This window comes from Acidovorax sp. 99 (genome assembly GCF_003096455.1).
In the GTDB taxonomy this organism is placed as follows: Bacteria; Pseudomonadota; Gammaproteobacteria; order Burkholderiales; family Burkholderiaceae_C; genus Acidovorax; species Acidovorax delafieldii.
Genome location: NZ_QEKU01000001.1, coordinates 1,721,799 through 1,743,990, shown reverse-complemented (window position 1 = coordinate 1,743,990; position 22,192 = coordinate 1,721,799). Strand labels below are relative to the sequence as shown.

21 protein-coding genes are annotated in these 22,192 nt (G+C 66.3%); 12 read left to right on the top strand and 9 right to left on the bottom strand.

What is annotated here, in order from left to right:
* Positions 1–7 precede the first annotated feature (7 nt).
* Positions 8–961, top strand: a complete 954-nt coding sequence (locus tag C8C95_RS08200) for a Gfo/Idh/MocA family oxidoreductase (protein WP_116748244.1) — start codon at positions 8–10, stop codon at positions 959–961.
* 79 nt (positions 962–1,040) lie between these two features.
* On the opposite strand, the gene C8C95_RS08195 is transcribed toward C8C95_RS08200, so the two are convergent.
* From C8C95_RS08195 to C8C95_RS08185, 3 genes are all read right to left on the bottom strand, one after another.
* Complete coding sequence (locus tag C8C95_RS08195; RefSeq protein WP_116748243.1) at positions 1,041–1,646, bottom strand: ATP-dependent Clp protease proteolytic subunit; 606 nt, start codon at positions 1,644–1,646, stop codon at positions 1,041–1,043.
* Positions 1,647–1,780: 134 nt separating this feature from the next.
* Positions 1,781–3,100, bottom strand: coding sequence for a flavin-dependent oxidoreductase (locus C8C95_RS08190; protein ID WP_116748242.1), 1,320 nt, complete (start codon positions 3,098–3,100; stop codon positions 1,781–1,783).
* Between the two features lie 716 nt (positions 3,101–3,816).
* Complete coding sequence (locus tag C8C95_RS08185) at positions 3,817–4,440, bottom strand: hypothetical protein (protein WP_116748241.1); 624 nt, start codon at positions 4,438–4,440, stop codon at positions 3,817–3,819.
* Positions 4,441–4,780: 340 nt separating this feature from the next.
* Between C8C95_RS08185 and C8C95_RS08180 the strand changes: the two genes are divergently transcribed.
* From C8C95_RS08180 to C8C95_RS08170, 3 genes are all read left to right on the top strand, one after another.
* The gene (locus tag C8C95_RS08180; RefSeq protein WP_116748240.1) at positions 4,781–5,599 is read left to right on the top strand and encodes a sigma-70 family RNA polymerase sigma factor; all 819 of its coding nucleotides are present in this window, start codon (positions 4,781–4,783) and stop codon (positions 5,597–5,599) included.
* 62 nt (positions 5,600–5,661) lie between these two features.
* Positions 5,662–6,270 carry a YdeI/OmpD-associated family protein gene (locus C8C95_RS08175; protein ID WP_116748239.1) on the top strand — a complete coding sequence of 203 codons (609 nt, stop codon included), beginning with the start codon at positions 5,662–5,664 and terminating at the stop codon, positions 6,268–6,270.
* A 67-nt stretch (positions 6,271–6,337) separates the two neighbouring features.
* On the top strand, positions 6,338–7,357 hold the full coding sequence (locus tag C8C95_RS08170; protein WP_116748238.1) for an aldo/keto reductase: 1,020 nt from the start codon (positions 6,338–6,340) through the stop codon (positions 7,355–7,357).
* Between the two features lie 67 nt (positions 7,358–7,424).
* Here C8C95_RS08170 and C8C95_RS08165 read toward each other — a convergent pair whose 3' ends face one another.
* On the bottom strand, positions 7,425–8,345 hold the full coding sequence (locus C8C95_RS08165) for an OmpA family protein (RefSeq protein ID WP_116748237.1): 921 nt from the start codon (positions 8,343–8,345) through the stop codon (positions 7,425–7,427).
* Positions 8,346–8,448: 103 nt separating this feature from the next.
* Complete coding sequence (locus C8C95_RS08160; protein ID WP_116748236.1) at positions 8,449–8,826, bottom strand: DUF4398 domain-containing protein; 378 nt, start codon at positions 8,824–8,826, stop codon at positions 8,449–8,451.
* Between the two features lie 373 nt (positions 8,827–9,199).
* Here C8C95_RS08160 and C8C95_RS08155 point away from each other — a divergent pair, with 373 nt between their 5' ends.
* Positions 9,200–10,303 carry a mechanosensitive ion channel family protein gene (locus tag C8C95_RS08155; RefSeq protein WP_116748235.1) on the top strand — a complete coding sequence of 368 codons (1,104 nt, stop codon included), beginning with the start codon at positions 9,200–9,202 and terminating at the stop codon, positions 10,301–10,303.
* 108 nt (positions 10,304–10,411) lie between these two features.
* On the opposite strand, the gene gap is transcribed toward C8C95_RS08155, so the two are convergent.
* Together gap and tkt are read right to left on the bottom strand one after the other, a co-directional pair.
* Positions 10,412–11,410 carry a type I glyceraldehyde-3-phosphate dehydrogenase gene (gap, locus tag C8C95_RS08150; protein ID WP_116748234.1) on the bottom strand — a complete coding sequence of 333 codons (999 nt, stop codon included), beginning with the start codon at positions 11,408–11,410 and terminating at the stop codon, positions 10,412–10,414.
* A gap of 88 nt (positions 11,411–11,498) precedes the next feature.
* On the bottom strand, positions 11,499–13,580 hold the full coding sequence (tkt, locus tag C8C95_RS08145) for a transketolase (protein WP_116748233.1): 2,082 nt from the start codon (positions 13,578–13,580) through the stop codon (positions 11,499–11,501).
* A gap of 123 nt (positions 13,581–13,703) precedes the next feature.
* Between tkt and speD the strand changes: the two genes are divergently transcribed.
* From speD to pyk, 5 genes are all read left to right on the top strand, one after another.
* On the top strand, positions 13,704–14,093 hold the full coding sequence (gene speD, locus C8C95_RS08140; protein WP_116748232.1) for an adenosylmethionine decarboxylase: 390 nt from the start codon (positions 13,704–13,706) through the stop codon (positions 14,091–14,093).
* A complete protein-coding gene (locus C8C95_RS08135) occupies positions 14,090–14,866 on the top strand; it encodes a nucleotidyltransferase family protein (protein WP_116748231.1) in 777 nt (258 codons plus the stop codon). Before speD ends, C8C95_RS08135 begins: the two co-directional genes overlap by 4 nt.
* Positions 14,863–16,260: an aminopeptidase P N-terminal domain-containing protein gene (locus C8C95_RS08130; RefSeq protein ID WP_116748230.1), complete on the top strand. Its 1,398-nt coding sequence runs from the start codon at positions 14,863–14,865 to the stop codon at positions 16,258–16,260. Before C8C95_RS08135 ends, C8C95_RS08130 begins: the two co-directional genes overlap by 4 nt.
* Positions 16,261–16,274: 14 nt before the next feature.
* Positions 16,275–17,060 carry a CPBP family glutamic-type intramembrane protease gene (locus C8C95_RS08125; protein ID WP_165836523.1) on the top strand — a complete coding sequence of 262 codons (786 nt, stop codon included), beginning with the start codon at positions 16,275–16,277 and terminating at the stop codon, positions 17,058–17,060.
* Positions 17,061–17,167: 107 nt separating this feature from the next.
* Entirely contained in the window at positions 17,168–18,604 is a 1,437-nt protein-coding gene (gene pyk / locus C8C95_RS08120) for a pyruvate kinase (RefSeq protein WP_116750190.1), read from the top strand.
* A 66-nt stretch (positions 18,605–18,670) separates the two neighbouring features.
* Here pyk and C8C95_RS08115 read toward each other — a convergent pair whose 3' ends face one another.
* On the bottom strand, positions 18,671–19,234 hold the full coding sequence (locus C8C95_RS08115; RefSeq protein WP_116748228.1) for a phosphatase PAP2 family protein: 564 nt from the start codon (positions 19,232–19,234) through the stop codon (positions 18,671–18,673).
* Entirely contained in the window at positions 19,227–19,979 is a 753-nt protein-coding gene (locus C8C95_RS08110) for a phosphatase PAP2 family protein (RefSeq protein ID WP_116748227.1), read from the bottom strand. The genes C8C95_RS08115 and C8C95_RS08110 overlap by 8 nt, the downstream gene beginning before the upstream one ends.
* A 92-nt stretch (positions 19,980–20,071) precedes the next feature.
* Here C8C95_RS08110 and C8C95_RS08105 point away from each other — a divergent pair, with 92 nt between their 5' ends.
* Positions 20,072–20,776 carry a response regulator transcription factor gene (locus C8C95_RS08105; protein ID WP_110960958.1) on the top strand — a complete coding sequence of 235 codons (705 nt, stop codon included), beginning with the start codon at positions 20,072–20,074 and terminating at the stop codon, positions 20,774–20,776.
* Entirely contained in the window at positions 20,773–22,164 is a 1,392-nt protein-coding gene (locus C8C95_RS08100; protein ID WP_116748226.1) for a histidine kinase dimerization/phospho-acceptor domain-containing protein, read from the top strand. The genes C8C95_RS08105 and C8C95_RS08100 overlap by 4 nt, the downstream gene beginning before the upstream one ends.
* Positions 22,165–22,192: the final 28 nt, after the last annotated feature.

Here is a 22,192-nt window from a genome sequence, read left to right as displayed (position 1 = left end):
ACACACCATGACCATCAAAGTCGCACTCGCAGGCGCTGGCGCCTTCGGCATCAAGCACCTGGACGGCATCAAGAACATCGACGGCGTCGAAGTCGTCTCCCTCATCAGCCGCGACCTGGCCAAGACCCAGGAAGTGGCCGACAAGTACGGCATCAAGCACGTCACCACCGACCTGGCCGACAGCCTGGCCATCAAGGAAGTGGACGCCGTGATCCTGTGCACGCCCACGCAGATGCACGCCAGCCAGACCCTCGCCTGCATGGAAGCGGGCAAGCACGTGCAGGTCGAGATCCCGCTGTGCGACGTGCTGGCCGATGGCGAGAAGGTCGTCGCCCTGCAAAAGCAGACCGGCCTGGTCGCCATGTGCGGCCACACCCGCCGCTTCAACCCCAGCCACCAGTACGTTCACAAGAAAATCACGGCCGGCGAGTTCAACATCCAGCAGATGGATGTGCAGACCTACTTCTTCCGCCGCACCAACATGAACGCGCTGGGCCAGCCCCGCAGCTGGACGGACCACCTGCTGTGGCACCACGCTGCCCACACGGTGGACCTGTTCGCCTACCAGGCGGGCAGCCCCATCGTCAAAGCCAACGCCATCCAGGGCCCCATCCACAAGGACCTGGGCATTGCCATGGACATGAGCATCCAGCTCAAGGCGGCCAACGGAGCGATTTGCACGCTGAGCCTGAGCTTCAACAACGACGGCCCCCTGGGCACCTTCTTCCGCTACATCGGCGACACCGCCACCTATATTGCCCGCTACGACGATCTGGTGAACGGCAAGGAAGAGAAGATCGACGTGAGCAAGGTGGATGTGTCGATGAACGGCATCGAGCTGCAGGACCGCGAGTTCTTCGCCGCCATCCGCGAAGGCCGCGAGCCCAATGCCAGCGTGGCGCAGGTGTTGCCGTGCTACCAGGTGCTGCACAACCTGGAGCAGCAGCTCAACGCAGGCTGATTGCAAGCCAAATTGGCTGCTGGCGCTTATCCAATAAGCGCCAGCAGCTATTCATTTGATAGGGATGGGGTGTGCGGCCTCATCCCTTCAATGCCGTCTTGTGCTCAATGACGCGCGAGACCAGGCCGTAGTCCACCGCCTCCTCGGCCGACATCCAGCGGTCCCGCTCGATGTCTGCCAGCACCACCTCCAGTGGCTTGCCCGTCTGCCGGGCAATGGTGCCCGCAATTCGCTCACGCGCTTTCACCATCTCGCGCGCCTGGATGGCGATGTCGCTGGCCGGGCCACCCGCGCCGCCGCTGGGCTGGTGGATCAGAAAGCGTGTGTTGGGCAGGCAGAACCGCCGCTCGCGGGGTGCCGCCAGGTACAGGTGCGTGGCCGCGCTGCCCACCCAGCCGGTGCCGATCATGTTCACCGGCGCAGAGATGAAGCGCACCAGGTCGTGGATCGTGTCGCCCGACTCCAGGTGCCCGCCGGGCGAGCTCACCAGCATGTCGATGGGCTCGGCGCTCTCTGCGTCCAGCGCAATCAGCCGCCGCGCCACATCGGCGGCCACGGTGTCGGTGATGGTGCCGAAGACCAGCAGGGTGCGCGCCTTGAAGGCCTTTTCTTCCAGGTACGAGGTGCGCGGCTCGGCGCCTTGGGTGGGGGCTGGAGCGGGTGTGGTGGTGTCTGGCGTGTCCATGGGGCAAGTCCTTGCGAGTGATAGGACTGCCTTGACGAACGAGAGACGCCGGGCGTGACATTTCTCTGCGCTTGCATATTCAGGCCAGCGCTGCATGGCGGACCCACTGGCCCGCACTGCGCCCCTCGGACTGTTCAGCCTGCGGTCACGCGTTGCCCCGGCGCGATGGTGGGGGGCGCCGCATTCAGCGTCTCGATCGCAAAGCCCGCCGCCGCCTTGTAGCGGGCCATGAAGCCCTCGCGTTCCTCACGTGGCAGCACGTCGTCAATATGGTCGAACACCCCGCCGCAGCGCTCGTCCACCAGCCCCAGCAGACCAAACGGGCCGGAGCCCCGGTTGCGCAGCACCAGCGCAGAGATGTCCTTGCACAGCTTGTCGTCATAGGCACGCAGCGCCTGCGGACCCACACCGTGCGCGATGAGCTGCGCCCCCAGCACGCGCGCATCCACGATGGCCTGGCTGGCACCGTTGGAGCCCACGGGGTACATCACATGCGCCGCGTCGCCCAGCAGCGCCACGCGGCCGTCTACCCAGGTGGGCACAGGGTCGCGGTCGATCATGGGGTACTCAAAAATGTCCTTGGCGCCGCGCAGCATGGCGGGCACGTCCAGCCAGCTGTAGTTCCAGCCCTCGAAATGGTGGATGAACTCCTCCAGTGCCACGCGCCGGTTCCAGTCGCCCTGCTGCCAGCCGCCCTGGTTGTCTACCGTGATCTCGGCGATCCAGTTGATGGTGGCCAGGCCCGTGGCCGGGTCGGGCGGGGTGATGGGGTAGAACACCACACGGTGCCGCAGCGAGCCCACGCCCACAAACGACGCGCCCGTGCGCACCGGCACCCCGGGCGTGGTGCCGCGCCACATGATGGCACCGCCCCACTGGATGGGCGGCTGCGTGGGGTGCATCTGCGCCCGCACGGCCGAGTGCAGGCCATCGGCGGCAATCAGCAGCGATCCGGCTACTTCACGCTTCTCTCCGTCGCGTGTCTCGACAATGGCGGTGACGCCGTTCGCATCCTGCCGGTAGCCCACCACCCGCTGCCCCAGCTGCACTGCGTCGGTTCCCAGGCGCTCTCGCACGGCGTTGAACAGCATCATCTGCAGCTGCCCCCGGTGCACCGAATACTGCGGCCAGTGGTAGCCCGCCTCCAGCCCGCGTGGCTCGGCGTACACCTCGTTGCCGTTGCGACCCACCAGCGCCCATTCGCGCGCCTGCAGGCCGATCGTGTCCAGCACCTCGTTGCCAAACCCCAGGTCATGCAGTTCTCGCACGGCGTTGGGCTGCAGGTTGATGCCCACGCCCAGCGGCTGCAGCTCGGGCACCGATTCAAAGACGATGCAGGGCACGCCGATCTGGTGCAGGGTGAGGGCAGTGGCCATGCCACCGATACCGCCGCCGGCGATCAGCACGGGGCGGGGCGAGGAGGGGTGTGAAGTAGGAGTAGGTGCGCCAGACATGCCGAGATTGTCCATGCAACGGCGGGTGGAGCTTGTCGCGGACGCCGCAGGCGAATCGGGGGAATAGCGGGTGGCTTTTTGCTGCGGGTTGTGCCCGTTCAGCCAGCCTTGTCAGGCGTAGCTACCTATGTAGCTCCCAGACCAAAGGGTTAGGCTGCATTGCAACTGCTTGGGGGCATTGGAGTGAGTACTACCGGCCAGGCGCTGTTGTTTGGCGACTCAGCATGGATTGTTAGAGTTCAGTAATGGCCACTTCTAGCTTCATTGCCTATCGCTCAATCTACGCTGTCTCGCAGGACGGGGGATCGAGAATGGTTTGTCTGTCCATCGGCGCTCCGTATCAGATGTCGCAAGACGAATGGGCATGCGCTGTTGGCCTCAGTGGACTGCACGAGAATCTGCACGACATACATGCGGCAGATTCCTGGCAGGCGCTTCAGTTGGCAGCGCAATTCATCCGGAAACTACTTGGATACTTTGTCGAAGAGGGTGGCAAGTTGTATTGGCCCAGCCCTGACGTGGAAATTGCACTGCAAGAGTTGTTTCCGTACACAACTGGCCCAAGGAATGGTCCGTAGTAACCCAGAGGCCGCTATGGGCCCTGAGCAGCCGCCTGCTTCAAAGAACCGCAATACATTCACTCGGGCGCAAAATGCCGCTCCACGTAAGGTCTCCTGCCGCAGGATCGGACGTACCCAGCGGCGTTTCCAAGCACCTCAGCGTCGCCTGGTGATGGCTTCTCTCTGTTCATCGCTCATCTGCTCAAGCTTGTCGTGCAAGTCACGCCACGAGCCCTTGTGGCGAGAGCCGAAGATGAGCAAGCTGGCGAGTGACCAAAACAGCCCGAACGCAATCACTAACCCCACCCATGTCAGTAAGGCCTCCAGGGGTTTGTAGTCACCGCCCCGCATCACCAGCGCCCCGGTACGCCAGGCCCATAGCAACAGACCCAGGGGCGCCAGGGCAAAGGCAACTCCAACGGCCAGCCCCACACGAGGTAACGCCTTGCCCAGACCGACCACTACCCAGCAAACTGCCACCATCGTGACCAGTGCGGCCAAGTGTCCAGGGAGGACCACCCAGCTCAAACACGCCACTAGCACCTGCACCATCGCCGTTCCCACAACCGAGCCCTGGTTGCCACCGCGCTGTGTGGCGCTGGCCGACTCTGGCATCGAGTCACCATGCTCCAGCCTGCTGTGCAAAACCTCCCGTGCGATGGCCATCGTTGGTGCCGCAAGTTGACCTTCGGCGATTCGGCGTTCCAGCTCCTCGATGGGCATGTCGTGGTACAGCGCAGCCAGTGAGGCCCGTTTCTTTTCGCTAAGAACGTTCGTCATCGTGGCAGTCAACGGGTAGAAGGGGCGTTGTTTGCCCCGGCGACAACTGGAGCGGTGGAGGTGGTAACGGCTATGGTTCCGGCACGGAGAGCGCACCCGACGGAGCCGCAGCGAGGTGCACTATAGCCCGCGCTATGCCTGAAGAAAGTGTTGATGTCCCTCATGGCGTGGCGTCCATGGAACCGATGCCAATCGTTTGCAGACCGAAGAGTTCGTTTGGGACGAGGCGGCTTTTCGCGAGCTCTGCATCCCGTGGCGAGGTCGAGGCGTGCTCGCTCTGCATTGGGTCTCCATCTTCTGCCCTGGTGCGCGTCCAGTCAGCCTGTGGCACCATGCTCCGATGCGAAAAGACGAACACACCGTGGCGCTCGTAGGCGCCAGCCGCAGTGCCTTGGTGCGCGCCGCCACGCGCCTTCTAGGCCCGGCCGATGCTGAAGACGCGGTGCAGGACGCCTATGTGCGCGCGCTGGAGGCCAATGCCCCTGCGCTCAATGCTGCCCAGGCTTGGCTGCTGACAGTGGTGCGCAATCTGGCCATCGACCGTTTGCGGCGGCGCCAGTGGATGGCGCAATGGCTGGCTGAAGCCGTGCAGAGCGCGCACGCCGATGTCGCTGGCGCGGTCGCACCTTCTGCGGAGGCCGATGCGGCTCTTGCGCAGCAGGCCACGCTGGCGCTGCGGCGACTTGCCGAGTATGTGACGCCTGCGGAGGGCGCTGCGTTGCTGTTGCATGCGGTGTTCGACGCCAGCCATGCCGAGCTGGCGCAGGCCAGCGGTCGGTCTGAAGCAGCCAGCCGCCAGCAACTGCGCCGCGCCTTGCAGCGGCTGCGGCAGGCGCAGGAGGGCGACGAATCCAGCCATGAACCCAAGGGCGCCACCGCAGCAGCGCTGCGCCTGTATCTGCAGTCGCTGCAATCGCGAGACCCACAGACACTGTGGGCGCTGCTGCGCCAGCCGCCCGTCAGCGCGGGGGCGGTGCATGCCGCAGCCCAGGCGATGCAGCTTGTGCCACCGCGTGCCCAGCACGCAAGCGCCACTGTGGGTGGGGTGGTGCAGGTAGGCGGGCAGTTGGGGCTGGTGCTCACGCTCGATGGTGTGACGCTGTGCGTGGTGCCGCTGGGGCCACACGCCGAGCAAGTGCATGACGCCGTGGTGGCCTGACCCGCGCACCTGCAGCTGCCACTGGTAGGAAGAAGGCAAGACGGAAGGACGTTTGCAGCACCATGATCCAGCAGCCCGCGCCCACCTTCTTTGCCACCCCGCAGGCGTTCCGCGATTGGCTGGAGCGCCACGCCGCCAGCGCGACGGAGCTGCTGGTGGGTTTTCACAAGGTGGGCTCGGGCCGCCCCAGCATGGGCTGGCCGGAGTCGGTGGACGAAGCGCTGTGCTTTGGGTGGATCGATGGCATTCGGCGGCGTATTGACGAGCACACGTATTCGATCCGCTTCACGCCGCGCAAGCCGTCGTCGATCTGGAGTGCGGTCAACATCGCCAAGGTGGAGCAGTTGCAGGCGGCAGGCCGCATGACGCCTGCGGGGCTGGCCGCTTTCGCGCACCGCAAGGCCGACAAGTCGGCCATCTACTCGCACGAGCAGGCGGGGGTGGCCGAGCTGCCGGTGGCGCTGCAGCGTGCATTCCAGCGCAACAAAGCCGCGTGGCGGTACTTTCAGGAATCCACACCGCCCAGCTACCGCAAGGTGATGCTGCACTGGGTCACATCCGCCAAACGCGATGCGACCCGGGAGGCCCGGTTTGCGCAGCTGATGGCCGCCTGCGCAGCGGGTGAGCGCATCGAGTTGTGGGCGAAGCGGACGCCCAGTACCAAGACTTAGCCGCTCCCAGCCCAGCCCCAAGCCCGAGCCACCCGGTAGGTTGCCGCGCTTGCCGTAAGCTCGCGGCATGCAACAAAGAAACCTTGGACCTTTCTCCGTCTCGGCCATCGGCCTGGGCTGCATGAACCTTTCGCACGCCTACGGCGCCCCGGTGTCTGCCGAGCAGGGCGAACGCGTGCTGCTGGCCGCGCTGGATGCGGGCGTGACGCTGTTTGACACCGCCACGCTGTACGGCTTTGGCGCCAACGAAACCCTGGTGGGCCGTGTGCTGAAGCAGCACCGCAGCCGTTTCACCCTGGCCAGCAAATGCGGCATGCAGGGCGTGGATGTGAATGGCGACGGCAAGCTGGTGCGCGTGATCGACGGCCGCCCCACCACGCTGCGCCAGACCAGCGAAGACAGCCTGCGCCGCCTGCAGACCGACGTGATCGACCTGTACTACCTGCACCGCTGGGACAAGACGGTGCCCATTGAAGACAGCATGGGCGCACTGGCCGACCTGGTGCGCGCGGGCAAGATCCGCAGCATCGGCCTGTCGGAGGTGTCGGCCGCCACGCTGCGCAAGGCGCACGCGGTGCACCCCATTGCTGCGGTGCAGACCGAGTATTCGCTCTGGACGCGCAACCCCGAGATTGCTGTGCTGGACGCCTGCCGAGAACTGGGCGCCTCCTTTGTGGCGTTCAGCCCCGTGGCCCGTGGCTTTCTGTGTGGCGATCTGCGCGATGTGAGCACGCTGGATGCCAAGGATATCCGCCGCGCCATGCCCCGTTTTGCGCCCGACGCCTATGCCGCCAATCTGAAGCTGCTCGATGGCTACCAAGCCATTGCGCACGATGTGGGTTGCACCCCCGCCCAGCTGGCGCTGGCATGGCTACTGCACAAGGCCGAGCACATCATCCCCATCCCCGGCACCACCAGCGTGGCGCATTTGCAGGACGACTTGGGCGCCGTCGATGTGCGGCTGGATGCCGCCACCATGGCGCGGCTGGACGCGCTGATCAACGAGCGAACGGTGGTGGGCAGCCGCTACAACGCGCAGAGCGCGAGTGAAGTCGATACCGAGACGTTTGAAGACCGCGCAGCGTGAGCGGCGCGGTCTGGGGGGACATCAGCACCGCAGCTTCACTGCGGCCTGAGAGGGCGTGTGCCAGGTGTCAACGCCCGCGCAGGTTTCCCTTGTCATCTGCAATCACGATCTCCACGCGGCGGTTCATGGCGCGGCCTTCGGGCGATGCGTTGTCGGCCACCGGGTGGGCCTTGCCGTAGCCGCGTGCGGTGATGCGGCTGCTGTCCACACCGCGCTGCACCAGCGCATCGCGCACGGCCTGCGCTCGGCGGTCTGACAGGTCCTGGTTGTAGCTGTCGCCACCCACGCTGTCGGTGTAGCCCTCGATCAGCAGCTTGCGGTCGGGGAACTGCTTGAGGAAGTTGGACAGCTTGTCCAGACGTGGGGCCGCTTGGGCCGACAGCTCGGCCTTGTTGAAGGCAAACAGCACATCGCCCAAGGTCACCAGCAGGCCGCGTTCGGTCTGCTGGGCTTCGAGTTCGCGCAATTGCGCTTCGAGTGCGCGCACGCGGTCTTGTGCCGCATTGGCCTGGGCCATGGCAGCGGTGGCTTGCGCCTGCTGTTGTGCGGCGCGTTGCTCGGCGCTCATCGCCTGCTGCTGGGCTTGCTGGGCGCGCAGGCGGGCCGCGTCAGCCTCTTGGGTGCGGGCCTGCAGACGGATGCGGTCGGCTTCGCTGCCTGCCTGTTGGATGTTGGCATCGAGCTGGCGTGCGCGGGCTGCGTTGGTGGCGATCTCAGCGCGTTGGCGGGCGATGTACGCCAGGTGGTTGGTCTCGGACGTGTCGCGGTCATCGGCCCACACGCGGTCGGCCTTGGCCAGTGCGTCGGTGGCTTGCTTCAGTTCGAGCTGCGCGTACTGGTTGACGGCCGGGTCTCCTGCAGCGGTGCTCACTGCGGTACGGGCCTCTTCCAGCGCGGGCGATGGGGTGGTGCTTGCGCACGCGGCCAGCAGGCCAACGGCAATCAGGCTGGTGCACAGGGCGGTGGTGCGATGAAAAAAGCGGTGCATGGTCAGGTGTTCCTTGAAATGGGGTGGGGCAATCGCGGGGCCTCAACGGTGTGGTGCCTGAGGCGAAGCCAGGGGGCGCGGTGGCCCCATGGTTGGCGCTGGCTCAGCGGGGCGATCGGCGGTTGATTTCTTCTTGCAGTGCGCGGATACCGTCTTGCACTTGGGCGAAGTTGGCGGCATTGCTGGCCGCGTCTGCGCGGGTTTCAGCGACACGGGCATCTACCTCGGCCTCAGCGGCCAGGCGGCGTGCTGCCACATAGTCCTTCTCTGCCATCGCTTTTTCGGCCTGCATCAGCTTCTCGCGTGCTTGCTGCAGCTGCACGGGGGCGCTGGTGGCCACAGCCGGGGCAGCCGCCACGCGGTTGACGGTGGTGCGGGTGACCGCCATCTGTTCGTTGGGCGCCGGGGTGGAAGAACAGGCGGCCAGTGCGCCCAGTGCGAGTGCCGCTGTGGCGGTACGAATCAATGCGGATGAATGCATGGTGTGGTGGACTCCTCTGGAGGTGGTTGGGTAGGCCGTGCCGACGTATCGGGCGGGCCACCAGGGGGTTCTGGTGTTGATGCATTGTTGGGGCACGCCCGGCAAGCAGGCGTAGGCCCTGCCTCTGTATTGCTGTGGGGCATGTCTTACGAACACTTGCAAACAAGGCGCTCTCCATTTGCTTGAAGGAGAGTGGCTTGTTGCGTTCGGGAACTCTCATCTCCCCCGGGTCTCGATCAATGACAGCGCGCGCACGCAGCGTGTTGTTGCGGGTGCCCTTCACCCGTACGCCACGTCCCATGGCCGGGCACCTGCGCGGGCGCTGCGCACGCCTGCTCCATCACCGCAACACAACGAAGAGGAGAGTCACTGCATGCCGCCATCCACCTTTTTTACCTGGGTCCAGGAGACCACCTTTGCGGGCGTGCCGCTATGGAGCCTGTGTGTGGCCCTGGCAGCGGCTGTCGCTACCTATGCCGCCATCCTGGTGGTGTTGCACCTGCTGACCCGCCGCGCCAAGGTGTGGGCCACGCAGTCACACAGTGGCATGGCACTGACCCTGGTGGATGTGCTGGAAGGCACGAGCCGCACGCTGGTGCTGGTAGTGGCGCTGCTGGTGGGCGCAAGTCTGCTGGACCTGCCTGGCCGCTGGGAGAGCCGTCTGAGCCAGCTGTGGTTTGTGGCCGTGGCGCTGCAGATGGGGCTGTGGGGCATGCGCGCGATCGGTATCGGCGTGCGCCGCTATGTGGAGCGGCACTCGTCCAGCGGCATGACGCAGGTCAGCGCCTCGGCCACGCTGATGTCGTGGGGGCTGCGCACGCTGCTGTGGAGCGTGGTGCTGCTGGCCATCTTGTCCAACGTGGGGGTGAACATCACGGCCTTCATCGCCAGCCTGGGGGTGGGTGGTATTGCCGTGGCGCTGGCGGTGCAGAACATCCTGGGCGACTTGTTTGCCTCGCTGGCGATTGCGGTGGACAAGCCTTTTGAGGTGGGCGACTTCATCGTGGTGGGCAACGTGTCGGGCACGGTCCAGGTGATCGGCCTCAAGACCACGCGCATCCGCAGCCTGCAGGGCGAGCAGATCGTGATGTCCAACACCGACCTGCTCAAGCAGACCATCAGCAACTTCCGCATGCTGGAGCGGCGGCGCATCGTGTTCACCTTTGGCGTGGCCTATGGCACCACCCCCGAGCAGGCCGAGGCGATTCCAGGCGTGGTGCGCAAGCTCATCGAGTCGCACCCGGAGCTGCGCTTTGACCGTGCGCATTTCAAGGCACTGGGCTCCAACTCGCTGGACTACGAGGTGGCCTACATCGTCGAAGACCCGGCCTACAACCTCTACATGGACTTGCAGCAGTCCATCAACCTGGGGTTGCTGCGCGAGTTCAAGGCCATGGGGGTGGAGTTCGCATTCCCCACCCGCACGGTGCACATTGCCAGCGCACCGCCGCAGGCACCTGCTGCTGCGGTGTCCTGATTGCGCAGGCGGGTACTGCGTAGGCAAAAAAAAGCCGGCAGCCTTTGCAGGCCGCCGACTTGAACAGGGTAGTTGCCTCTAGCGCTTTTTCAACTTCTCAAAGAAAGCTTACTTGGCGACCACGCGCACCATTTCCAGGCACTTGTTCGAGTAGCCCCATTCGTTGTCGTACCAGCTCACGACCTTCACGAAGGTGCCGTCCAGCGCGATGCCGGCGTCCGCGTCAAAGATCGAAGTACGGGTGTCGCCACGGAAGTCGGTGGCCACCACCTTGTCTTCGGTGTAGCCCAGCACGCCCTTCAGCGTGCCTTCGGACTGGGCCTTCATCTCGGCCTTGATTTCTTCGTAGGTGGCGGCCTTTTCCAGCTCCACTGTCAGGTCCACCACCGACACGTCGGAGGTGGGCACGCGGAAGGACATGCCGGTCAGCTTCTTGTTGAGGGCTGGGATCACCACGCCCACGGCCTTGGCAGCGCCAGTGCTGGAGGGGATGATGTTTTCCAGAATGCCACGGCCACCGCGCCAGTCCTTGTTCGACGGGCCGTCCACGGTCTTTTGCGTGGCGGTGGCGGCGTGCACGGTGGTCATGAGGCCGCGCTTGATGCCCCACTTGTCGTTCAGCACCTTGGCCACGGGGGCCAGGCAGTTGGTGGTGCACGATGCGTTGGAGATGATGGCCTGGCCTGCGTAGGTGTCGTGGTTCACGCCGAACACGAACATGGGGGTGTCGTCTTTCGACGGAGCCGACAGGATGACCTTTTTGGCGCCAGCGTCCAGGTGCTTCTGCGCGGTGACCTTGTCCAGGAACAGGCCGGTGGATTCGATCACCACGTCGGCGCCGACTTCGTTCCACTTCAGGTTGGCGGGGTCGCGCTCTTGCGTGAGGCGGATCTTCTTGCCATTGACGATCAGGGTGTTGCCCTCGACCGCCACGGTGCCCTTGAAGCGGCCGTGCACCGAGTCGTACTGAAGCATGTACGCCAGGTACTCAGGCTCCAGCAGGTCGTTGATGCCTACGACTTCGATGTCGCTGAAGTTCTGGATGGCCGAGCGCAGCACGTTGCGGCCGATGCGGCCGAAGCCGTTGATACCAATCTTGATCGTCATAGGGAGCCTCTTCAAAGTTGCAAAGTCGAAATCATGAATTGGCCGCCGCGCGCCCGCTGGCAGCGGTGCGCAGCGGGCAAAGGGCGTTTTAACGGGCCTTCTTGGCGGGCTTCAGGCGGGCCGCGCCGATGGCCACCAGCACTGCGTCGGCCACGTTCTCTTCGGTGAATCCGAAATGCTTGAACAGCACAGGCGCAGGGGCAGATTCGCCGTAGGTGTCGATACCCACCACGGCGGCGCAGCCGTACTTCCACCAGCCGTCGGTCACGCCCATTTCCACGGCCACGCGCGGCACGCCGGCGGGCAGCACGCTGCTCTTGTACTTGGCGTCTTCGCGGTCGAAGGTGGTGGTGCTGGGCATGGAGACCACGCGCACCGGCACCTTCTTGTCGGCCAGCAGGCGCTGGGCCTTCAGGGCCAGCTGCACTTCGGAGCCGGTGGCGATGATCACGGCCACGGGCTTCTTCTTGAGGCCCACATCGGCAGGCTCGCTCAGCACGTAGGCGCCGCGCGAGATGTCGCCCAGGTCGCGCTTGGGCGCATAGGGCAGGTTCTGGCGCGACAGGGCCAGCACGGTGGGCTTGTTGCGGTTGGACAGGGCCACGCTCCAGGCCACGGCGGTTTCGGCCGTGTCGGCAGGGCGCCACACATCCAGGTTCGGGATCAGGCGCAGGCTGGCCACATGCTCGATGGACTGGTGCGTGGGGCCGTCTTCGCCCAGGCCGATGGAGTCGTGCGTGAACACGTGGATCACGCGCTGCTTCATCAGCGCGGCCATGCGGATGGCGTTGCGGCTGTAGTCGCTGAAGGTCAGGAAGGTGCCGCCGTAGGGGATGAAGCCACCGTGCAGCGCCACGCCGTTCATGATGGCGGCCATGCCGAATTCGCGCACGCCGTAGTTGATGTGGCGGCCACCGATTTTTTGGCCGTTTTCGAGCGCGGTCTGCACCACGTTGCCCTGCATGTCAAAGCGCAGATTGGGTGTGCTCTTGGTGTTGGTGAGGTTGGAGCCTGTCAAGTCGGCGCTGCCGCCCAGCAGTTCGGGCAGCGCGGCGGTGAAGGCTTCCAGCGCCAGCTGGCTGGCCTTGCGGCTGGCCACAGTCTCGCCCTTGGTGTGCGCTGCCACCACGGTGTCCACGGCCACTTGCGCAAAGTTGGCGGGCAGGTCGCCCTGCATGCGGCGGGTGTATTCGGCAGCCAGCTCGGGGAAGGCCTTGCTGTAGGCGGCAAAGCGGTCATTCCAGGCTGCTTCGGCTTGTTGGCCGCTGGCCTTGGCGTCCCAGCCGGCGTAAACGTCTTCGGGGATGGCGAAGGGCTCTGCCGTCCAGCCCAGGGCTTCGCGGGTGAGCTTGATTTCTTCAGCGCCCAGGGGCTCGCCGTGGGCCTTGGAGGTGTTGGCGCGGTTGGGGCTGCCCTTGCCGATGTGCGTCTTGCAGATGACCAGCGTGGGGCGCTCGGTCTGCTTCTTGGCTTCGGCAATCGCGTCCGCCACCTTGTCGGCATCGTGGCCGTCGATGGGACCGATCACGTTCCAGCCGGCGGACACAAAACGCAGGGCGGTGTTGTCGGCAAACCAGGGCGTCACCTGGCCGTCGATGGAGATGCCGTTGTCGTCGTACAGGGCGATCAGCTTGTTCAGCTTCCAGGCGCCTGCCAGCGAAATCGCTTCCTGGCTGATGCCTTCCATCAGGCAGCCGTCGCCCAGGAACACGTAGGTGTTGTGGTCCACCACGGCATGGCCTTCGCGGTTGAACTCGGCGGCCAGCAGCTTCTCGGCCAGCGCAAAGCCCACGGCGTTGGTGATGCCCTGGCCCAGCGGGCCTGTGGTGGTTTCCACGCCGGGGGTGATGCCCACTTCGGGGTGGCCGGCGGTCTTGCTGTGCAGCTGGCGGAAGTTCTTCAGCTCGCTCATGGGCAGGTCGTAGCCCGTGAGGTGCAGCAGCGAATAGATCAGCATCGAACCGTGGCCGTTGCTCAGCACAAAACGGTCGCGGTCAAACCACTGGGGGTTGGTGGGGTTGTGCTTGAGGTGGCGAGCCCACAGGCCCACGGCCATATCGGCCATGCCCATGGGGGCGCCGGGGTGGCCGGAGTTGGCTTGTTGAACGGCGTCCATGGCCAATGCGCGGATCGCATTTGCCATCTGTTGGGATTGCTGGGTGTTGGCCATGGGGGAGTGGTTCAGGGTGGGAGGTTCAGGGGAAACCCGGCATTTTACCGGCGCGGCTTTCACCCGCCTGAATAGGCCAGCCGTGCGCTGGGCGCAGGGCGGCAATGCACTACAGTGCGGGCCATGCAAGGACTGCACCTCACTGCCGATCTCCAGGGCTGCCGCTGCGCCAGTGCCTGGCTGCTGGACGCCACCGCCCTGGGCCGGGCCTGTACCGATGCGGTGCGCGCCGCCGGGCTGCAGGCCGTGGGGCAGTTGTTTCATGAGTTTCCGGCCACGGCGCACGGCCCTGGTGGGGTGACTGCTACTGTTTTGATAGCAGAGTCCCACCTGTGTGTGCACACCTGGCCTGAGCAGCGCGCGGTGACGCTGGATGTGTATGTGTGCAATTTCGGCGCCGACCATTCGGCCAAGGCACATGCGCTGATGGACGCGCTGCTGGCCTTGTTCCAGCCCACGGCCGTGGATCGCCACGCGCTGCACCGGGGTGTGTTGAGCGGGGTGGCTGCATGAGTCCTGTTCACCACCAGGTGCCAGCCCTGCTGCTGGCCGCCGGCCGGGGCGAACGCATGCGCCCCCTGACCGACACCACGCCCAAGCCCCTGCTTCTGGTGCAGGGCCAGCCGCTGCTGCAGTGGCACCTGCAGGCCTTGCTGGATGCGGGTGTCGAGAGGGCGGTGATCAACACCGCATGGCTGGGCGGGCAGATCAGCGGGTATTTTTCCAGCGTTTTTACCTCCAAGCGCAGGAAGAATATGCCTGAGCAGCTATCAATTTCATACTCCCACGAAGGAGTGGACTTTGGTGGCGCGCTGGAAACTGCGGGTGGCATTGCCCGTGCGTTGCCCCAGCTCGGCCCGGTGTTCTGGCTGGCGGCGGGCGATGTGTTTGCGCCCGACTTTGTGTTCGACCGCGCGGCGGTGGCTGCCTTCGAGGCCAGCAACCATCTGGCCCACCTGTGGCTGGTGCCCAACCCCGCCCACAACCCGCGGGGCGACTTCGGCCTGTCGGCCGACGGCCTGGCGCTGAACCTGCCCGCCGACGACCCCGCACCGCGTTACACCTACAGCACTATCGCCCTGCTGCGCGCCGAGCTGTTTGCGCTGCCCTGGTGCGACATTCCGCCGGGCAACCCCGGCGGCATCAAAGCCCCGCTGGCGCCACTGCTTCGCCGGGCCATGGACAATGGCCGCGTCAGTGCGCAGCTCTACACCGGCCGCTGGACCGATGTGGGCACGCCCGAGCGGCTGGCCGAACTCAACACTCTTTCTCTCGACGCGCCATGAACACCACCGTGCCTGCCTCCGTCTATGCCCAGCGCCGCGCGCACCTTGCTGCCCAGCTGGGCCCCGGGGGCATTGCCATCATTCCTACGGCGCTGGAGCGCCCACGCAACCGGGACAGCGACTTTCTGTTCCGCCACGACAGCTACTTCTATTACCTGACCGGCTTCACCGAGCCCGGCGCCTGCCTGGTGCTGGCGCACGACGACCGCAGCACGCTGTTCTGCCAGCCCAAGGACCTGGAACGCGAGATCTGGGATGGCTACCGCCTGGGCCCGGCTGCTGCGCCCGCAGCATTGGGCGTGGACGCCGCGCATTCGATGGCGGAGCTGGACAGCAAGCTGCCGCGCCTGCTGGAAAACACGGCCTGCGTCTGGTACCCGTTTGCCACGCACAGCGGTCTGGCTGCCCGCGTGGAGGGCTGGCTCAACGTGGTGCGCGGGCGGGTGCGCTATGGCGCCATCTGCCCTGCCGAGCAGAACGACCTGTGCACCTTGCTCGACGAGATGCGCCTGTTCAAGGACGCGTATGAGCAGGACATCATGCGCCGCGCCAGCGCCATCAGCGCGCAGGCCCACATCCGCGCCATGCAGCGCTCGGCCCGCATGCTGCGCGCCGGGGAGGATGTGCGCGAATACCACCTGGATGCCGAGCTGCTGCACGCGTTCCGCGACGCGGGCTCGCAGTACCCGGCCTACAGTTCCATCGTGGCCGCGGGGGCCAACGCCTGCGTGCTGCACTACCGCGCCGATGCAGCGCCTGTGCGCGACGGCGAGCTGGTGCTGATCGACGCAGGCTGCGAGCTGGACAGCTACGCCAGCGACATCACCCGCACTTTCCCGGCCAACGGCAAGTTCACCGGCCCGCGGCGCGCGCTGTATGACCTGGTGTTGGCCAGCCAGGATGCGGCTGTGGCGGCCACCAAGGCAGGCGCACGCTTCAACGACCCGCACGACGCCACGGTGGCCGTGCTGGCGCAAGGCATGCTGGACCTGGGCCTGCTCGACAAGAACAAGGTGGGGTCGGCGCAGGACGTGATCGACAAGCGTGCCTACTTCCAGTTCTACATGCACCGCACCAGCCACTGGCTGGGCATGGACGTGCATGACTGCGGCAGCTATGTGGAGCCCGGCGAGGTGGGGCAGACCAGCGAACGCAAAGACCCGCTGTCGGGCGAAACGATCACCAATCGCCCCAGCCGCATCCTGCGGCCCGGCATGGTGCTGACCATCGAGCCCGGCATCTACGTGCGCCCCGCCGAAGGGGTGCCCGAGCAGTTTCACAACATCGGCATCCGTATCGAAGACGATGCCATCGTCACCGAGACGGGTTGTGAGCTGATCACGCGCGGCGTGCCGGTGAAGGCCGACGAGATCGAAGCGCTGATGCGCGCCTGAGCGTGGGCAAAACCATGGCCGTGGACACCGCTGCCGGAGCCGATGCGGCGCATGCTCCGGCTCAGCCCGGCAAGTGGCGGCTGGGCGGCGCGCTGTGGCTGCTGGGCATGCCCGGCGTGGTGGCGGTGGTCTGGACGCTGCTTCCCACCCTGAAGGCCAACGAAGCCCTGCTGCCGCTGGCGCCAGAGGTTGTGCTGTTGCTCAGCGGGTTGCAGACTTCGGCGCTCCTGGCGCTGGCCGTGGCGCTGGGGGTGTGGCTGGCGCCCCGCGTGGGGCTGCAGGCGCCTGCAGTGTCTGCCTGGCTGGGCGGGCAACCTGCCTGGCCTGGGCTGAGAGCCCAATTGCTGCCCGGCATCGTGGGCGGTGTGGCAGGCGCTGCGTGGCTGTGGGTGCTGTCCCGGCTGGCGCCCACGGCGCTCCAGCCCTCCGATCCTGCCAGTGCGATGCCGTTGGTGGTCAAGCTGCTCTACGGCGGCATTACCGAAGAGCTGATGGTGCGCTGGGGTGTGATGACCCTGCTGCTGTGGCTGGGCTGGCGCCTGTTGCAGCGCGGGCAGGGGCGGCCGGGCAAGGGATTGGTGGCTTTGGCGGTGCTGCTCAGTGCCGTGTTGTTTGCCGTGGGGCACCTGCCTGCCGCGCAGGCGGTGGCCGGCGTGTTGACCGTGCCGGTGGTGGCGTTCGTCTTGGTGGGCAACACGGTTTTTGGCTTGGTGGCCGGCTGGCTCTTTGCGCGCCAGGGCCTGGAAGCCTCGATCATTGCGCACGTGCTGGCGCATTGGTTGTCATCCCCGCTGCTCTGACGCGCTGAGCCCTGTTGCTGCGGAACGGGTAACTCGCATGTAACCGCTTCGTGTGAGAATTGAAACTCGATTACATCCCCAACGACCGAGAGAAAAGAGACATGTCCATGCCTACCCGCCGCGCCACCAAGATTGTTGCCACCCTGGGTCCTGCGTCGAGCGACCCGGCGCTGCTGGAGGCGATGATCCGAGCGGGGGTGAACGTGGTGCGGCTGAACTTCAGCCACGGCAAGGCCCAGGACCACATCGATCGCGCCGCCACCGTGCGTGCTGCAGCCCAGCGTGCGGGCCGCGAAGTGGCCATCATGGCCGACCTGCAGGGCCCCAAGATCCGCGTAGGCAAGTTTGCCGAGGGCAAGGTACAACTGGAGCCGGGCGCCAAGTTCGTGCTCGATGCCTCGCGCTCCGAGCTGGGCGACATCGATGGCGTGGGGCTGGACTACAAGGAGCTGCCGCGAGACGTGAAGGCGGGCGACCTGTTGCTGCTCAACGATGGCCTGATCGTGCTCACCGTGGATGCGGTGCGCGGCGAAGAAGTGCACACCACCGTCAAGGTGGGTGGCGAGCTGTCCAACAACAAGGGCATCAACAAGAAGGGCGGCGGCCTCACGGCGCCAGCCCTTACGGCCAAGGACATGGAAGACATCCGCACGGCGATGAGCTTCCAGGCCGACTATGTGGCCGTGAGCTTCCCCAAGAACGCGACCGACATGGAAATGGCCCGCCAGCTGTGCAACGTGGCAGCCTCCGAGTTCCGCCACAAGCCCGGCCTGATCGCCAAGATCGAACGCGCCGAGGCCATCCCGCACCTGGAGGCCATCCTGCGTGTCTCCGACGGCATCATGGTGGCGCGTGGCGACCTGGCGGTGGAAGTCGGCAACGCGGCAGTGCCTGCCCTGCAAAAGAAGATGATCCGCATGGCGCGTGATCTGGACAAGGTCGTCATCACCGCCACGCAGATGATGGAAAGCATGATCACCAACCCCGTGCCCACGCGCGCCGAGGTGAGTGACGTGGCCAATGCCGTGCTGGACGGCACCGACGCCGTGATGCTGAGTGCCGAAACGGCCGCTGGCCGCTACCCGCTCGAAACCGTGGAAGAGATGGCCACCATCTGCGCTGCGGCCGAAGCGGCGGAAGACCACCAGCTGGATGCCGACTTCACCGGCCAGACCTTTGGCCGCATCGACCAGTCCATCGCCATGGGCGCGCTGTTCACAGCCCACCACCTGGGCGCCAAGGCCATCGTGGCCATGACCGACAGCGGCGCTACGGCCCTGTGGATGAGCCGCCACAGCATCCGCATCCCTATCTACGCGCTCACCCCCAAGGTGGCCACGCAACGCAAGATGGCCATGTACCGCAACGTGCGCCCCTTGCTCATGGACACCAGCGCCGACCGTGACACCGCGCTGGACCAGGCCGAGCGCCACCTCAAGAGCCGCAACATCGTGCAAAAGGGCGACGTGTACGCCATCACCTGCGGCGAGCCCATGGGGGCACCCGGTGGCACGAACATGCTGAAGATCTGCGTGGCCAGCTGACTGGCAGAGGGGCGCTCCCTCACCGCTCCTGCGCTACGCCCTCGAGGCGATTACGCCGGACGGCGGTCAGTGTGCGTTGCCCTGTGGCGACTTGTGCAGCAGCGCTGCCTGCCAGCGGGGCGCCCGCGCGGCCAGGGCATGGATGGCCGCTGCGGCCAGCCCCCCGGTGAGCAGGCCCGCCAGCACATCGGACGGAAAGTGCACGCCCAGGCAGACGCGGCTCCAAACCATCGCGGCCGTGACAGCAGCGGCCAGCCAGGTCAGCCCGCGGACCGGCCGCAGTGCGAGGCTGGCCGCCAGTGCGGCGGCGCCTGCTACATGCATGCTGGGAAAGCCTGCGCGCGCCGCGTGCTCGATCCATTGCACGCCAATGCCCAGTTGCGCAGGTCGCGGCGCCGGTACGGCCAGCCGCAGCAATTGCACCCCTAGCCAGGCCAGGGCCATCGACGCGAGCGCCAGGGCCAGGGCGCGCCGCTGCGCTGCGTTGCCCAGCACCAAGCTGCCGAGCAGCAGGCCGCCCATGGCGGTGGGCAGTTGCTGCGACACCCACCGTGCCACCGTTACCACGGCAGGCAAGGTGGCGGCGTCGGCATTGAGGGCCTGAAACAGGACCAGATCGATTTCAAGCATGGGAGCCGTCCGCTGGCGTGCTGGTGTTGGCGAAATGCGGAAAGCGGGGCCGCAATGCGGTGGCGGCCAGGTCGCAGAGCCAGCCGGTGGTCCAGCACAGCCAGCCTGTCCACAGCGTATGGCTCATGAAATGGGCGCCGCGCACCTGCTGGGCGGCACCCAATACAAACCCGGCCAGCAATGCGCCAGCCAGCCACCAGCGCGCGGCCGTCGGCGCCTTGTGGCGCAGCGCGAAGTAGCCGCCCAGAAAGGCGAATCCCGCCGATGCATGGCCCGCCGGAAAGCAGCGGCCGCTGCCGCCATCGAGCACGCCCAGCGCCCAGTGCGACACATGGCGCGCCACGCCGCCAAACTGCGCCAGGTCCCAGGGGCAACTGGTGGCGCTGAGGTTCTTGGTGATGCTGACCACGGCCAGCGAGAGCAGGGCGCTCACGGCCATTTGCAGGCGCTCGCTGGCGTCCAGCTTGCGCAAAAAGCCGCGCGGCCACCACACGCTCAACGCCAGCAGCAGCACCAGCAGCCATCCCAGGCGGCGGGCGCCTTCATGCAGCACCTGCACAAAAAACCACTGGTCCCGCATCGGAAATCCGTTGGAGGACCCGAACACCTGCGCAAAGGCCAGGTCCTGGCCTGCCGCATCCCAGGCCAAGACACAGGCCAAGGCCCCCAGGGTCCAGAAAAGCAGTGTGTGGCGGTGTAAGGGGGCGTGGGGCGCGGTGGACGGCGGGACGGACGAAGGCTGCATGGGCCGGAAGATAGGCGGCCGTACTTAACGCCGTCTTAAAGCAGGCATCGTCACTGTCACTCCCCTGTCTGATGGGCTGCGACAATGCCCGCATGCGAATACTCGTGGTCGAAGACGATGCGGGCATAGCCAGTGGCCTGCGCAGCAACCTGCAACAGCGCGGCTATGCGGTGGATGTCAGTGATGGCGTCGCCAGCGCCTGGAGCGCCTTGCGCGCCGAGCGTTTTGACGCGGTGCTGCTGGATCTGGGGCTGGTAGACGGAGACGGCAGCGAACTGCTCAGGCGCCTGCGCCTGAGCCCTCCCGCCACCGGCGCCGCATCAGCAACCTTGCCGGACCCCGCCACGCCCGTCCTCATCGTCACCGCGCGCGACCAGGTGCACCAGCGCATTGCGGGGCTGGACCAGGGGGCTGACGACTATCTGACCAAGCCGTTTGATGTGGATGAGCTGGACGCGCGCCTGCGCGCCCTGTTGCGGCGCGCGGCGGGGCGGGCGTCGCCCACCATCCGCCTGGGCGACATCGAGCTGGACCCTGCGACCCGCACGGTGCGCCAGCAAGGCAAGCCGGTGGAAATGTCTCCGCGCGAGTTTTCGGTGCTGCTGGTGCTGCTGGAGGCGCGCGGCCGGGTCCTGTCGCGCCAGCAGATCGAGGAGCGCCTGTACAGCTGGGATGCTGCCGTGGAGAGCAATGCCGTCGAGGTGCACATCCACCACCTGCGCCGCAAGCTGGGCAGTGCCTCGATCCAGACCATGCGCGGAGTGGGCTATTTCATGCCGCAGGAAAAGCCTGCATGATCGCGCCCCCTGTTTCTCGTCCCGCATCGGGGCGCCGCCCCTCGCTCACCCGGCAGCTGTTGCTCTGGTCCCTGGGGGCGCTGGCCATTGTCTGGGGCAGCTTCGTCTTCATTGGCTACCAGACCGGTGTGCATGAGGCCGACGAGCTGACCGACGGGCACCTGGCCAGTGTGGCCGCGCTGCTGCTCAACCTGCGGGCCACCGAGGCCATGGAGGGCCCGCAACGGACCGAGCGCACCCCCACGCCCTGGCTCAAGTCGCACGACTACCAGCAGACCATCAGCGTGGTGCAGTGGGATGCGCAGGGGCGGGTGCTGTCCATCACAGGCTCGGTGCCCGAGCCACCTTTCAGCGATGCCGAGGGGTTTGCCGACCTCACGCTGGGCCCCGACAAGGTGGCCTGGCGCAGCTTTTCGCAATGGGATGCGGGGCGCACCCGCAAGATCATGGTGATGCTGGAGCTGCGCGAGCGGGACGAGCTGGCGGATGACATCGCGGGGCAGCTGATCGAGCCCGGTCTGTGGTTGCTGCCTGTGGTGTCTTTGGCCCTGGGGCTCGCGCTGTGGCGGGGCTTGCGGCCCTTGTACGCGCTGTCGGCCGATGTGGCGGCGTTGGACCCGGCTAGCGCACAGCGCCTGGCATCGCGCCATGCCTGGAGCGAGTTCGAGTCAGTGGTGGCGTCGATCAACACTTTGCTGGACCGCCAGCAGGTCGCCATGGTGCGCGAGCGCCGGCTGGCCAACGAGGTGGCGCACGAGCTGCGCACGCCGCTGTCCTCCATCGCGCTGCAGGCCAGCGCCCTGGCGGGGGAGCTGACGGAAGAGGCCCGGGCCCAGTCGCTGGCGCGCATCGGTCAGGATGCTCTGCGTGCGGGTCACGTTCTCAACCAGCTGCTGGCCCTGGCCCGCGCCAGCCGGGCCGAGCTGCACGAAGCCAAGGCGCCCGTGGACCTGAGCGCACTGGCGCGGTCGGTGTGCGCCGACTATGCCCAGGCGGCGTGGAAACGCGGCGACGACCTGGCCCTGTCGGCCCCGCCCGCGCTCACCGTGCCCGGCCATGCCGTGTTGCTGGACATCGCGGTGCGCAATCTGGTGGAAAACGCGCTCAAGCACACGCCCGAAGGCACCCAGATCGCCGTCCAGCTGGGCATGGCGGACGCTGGTGGCGTGTGGCTGCAGGTGTGTGATGACGGGGCGCGCCCGCAGGCCGGCGGCGCACCGGGCCGTGCGGCGGCGGTGCCGGTGGACAGCCTGCATCTGGGGCACGAAATCCTGCGCCGCGTGGCGGACATTCACGGGGGGCACTTTGGCGCAGCCCCAGCACCGGCGCCCTTTACCACCTGCTACCGGTTGGATTTGCCATCGCCCTCCGTGTCGGCCCCCGGTTAAAATTGCGAGTTACCAAGCGGTTACCGCC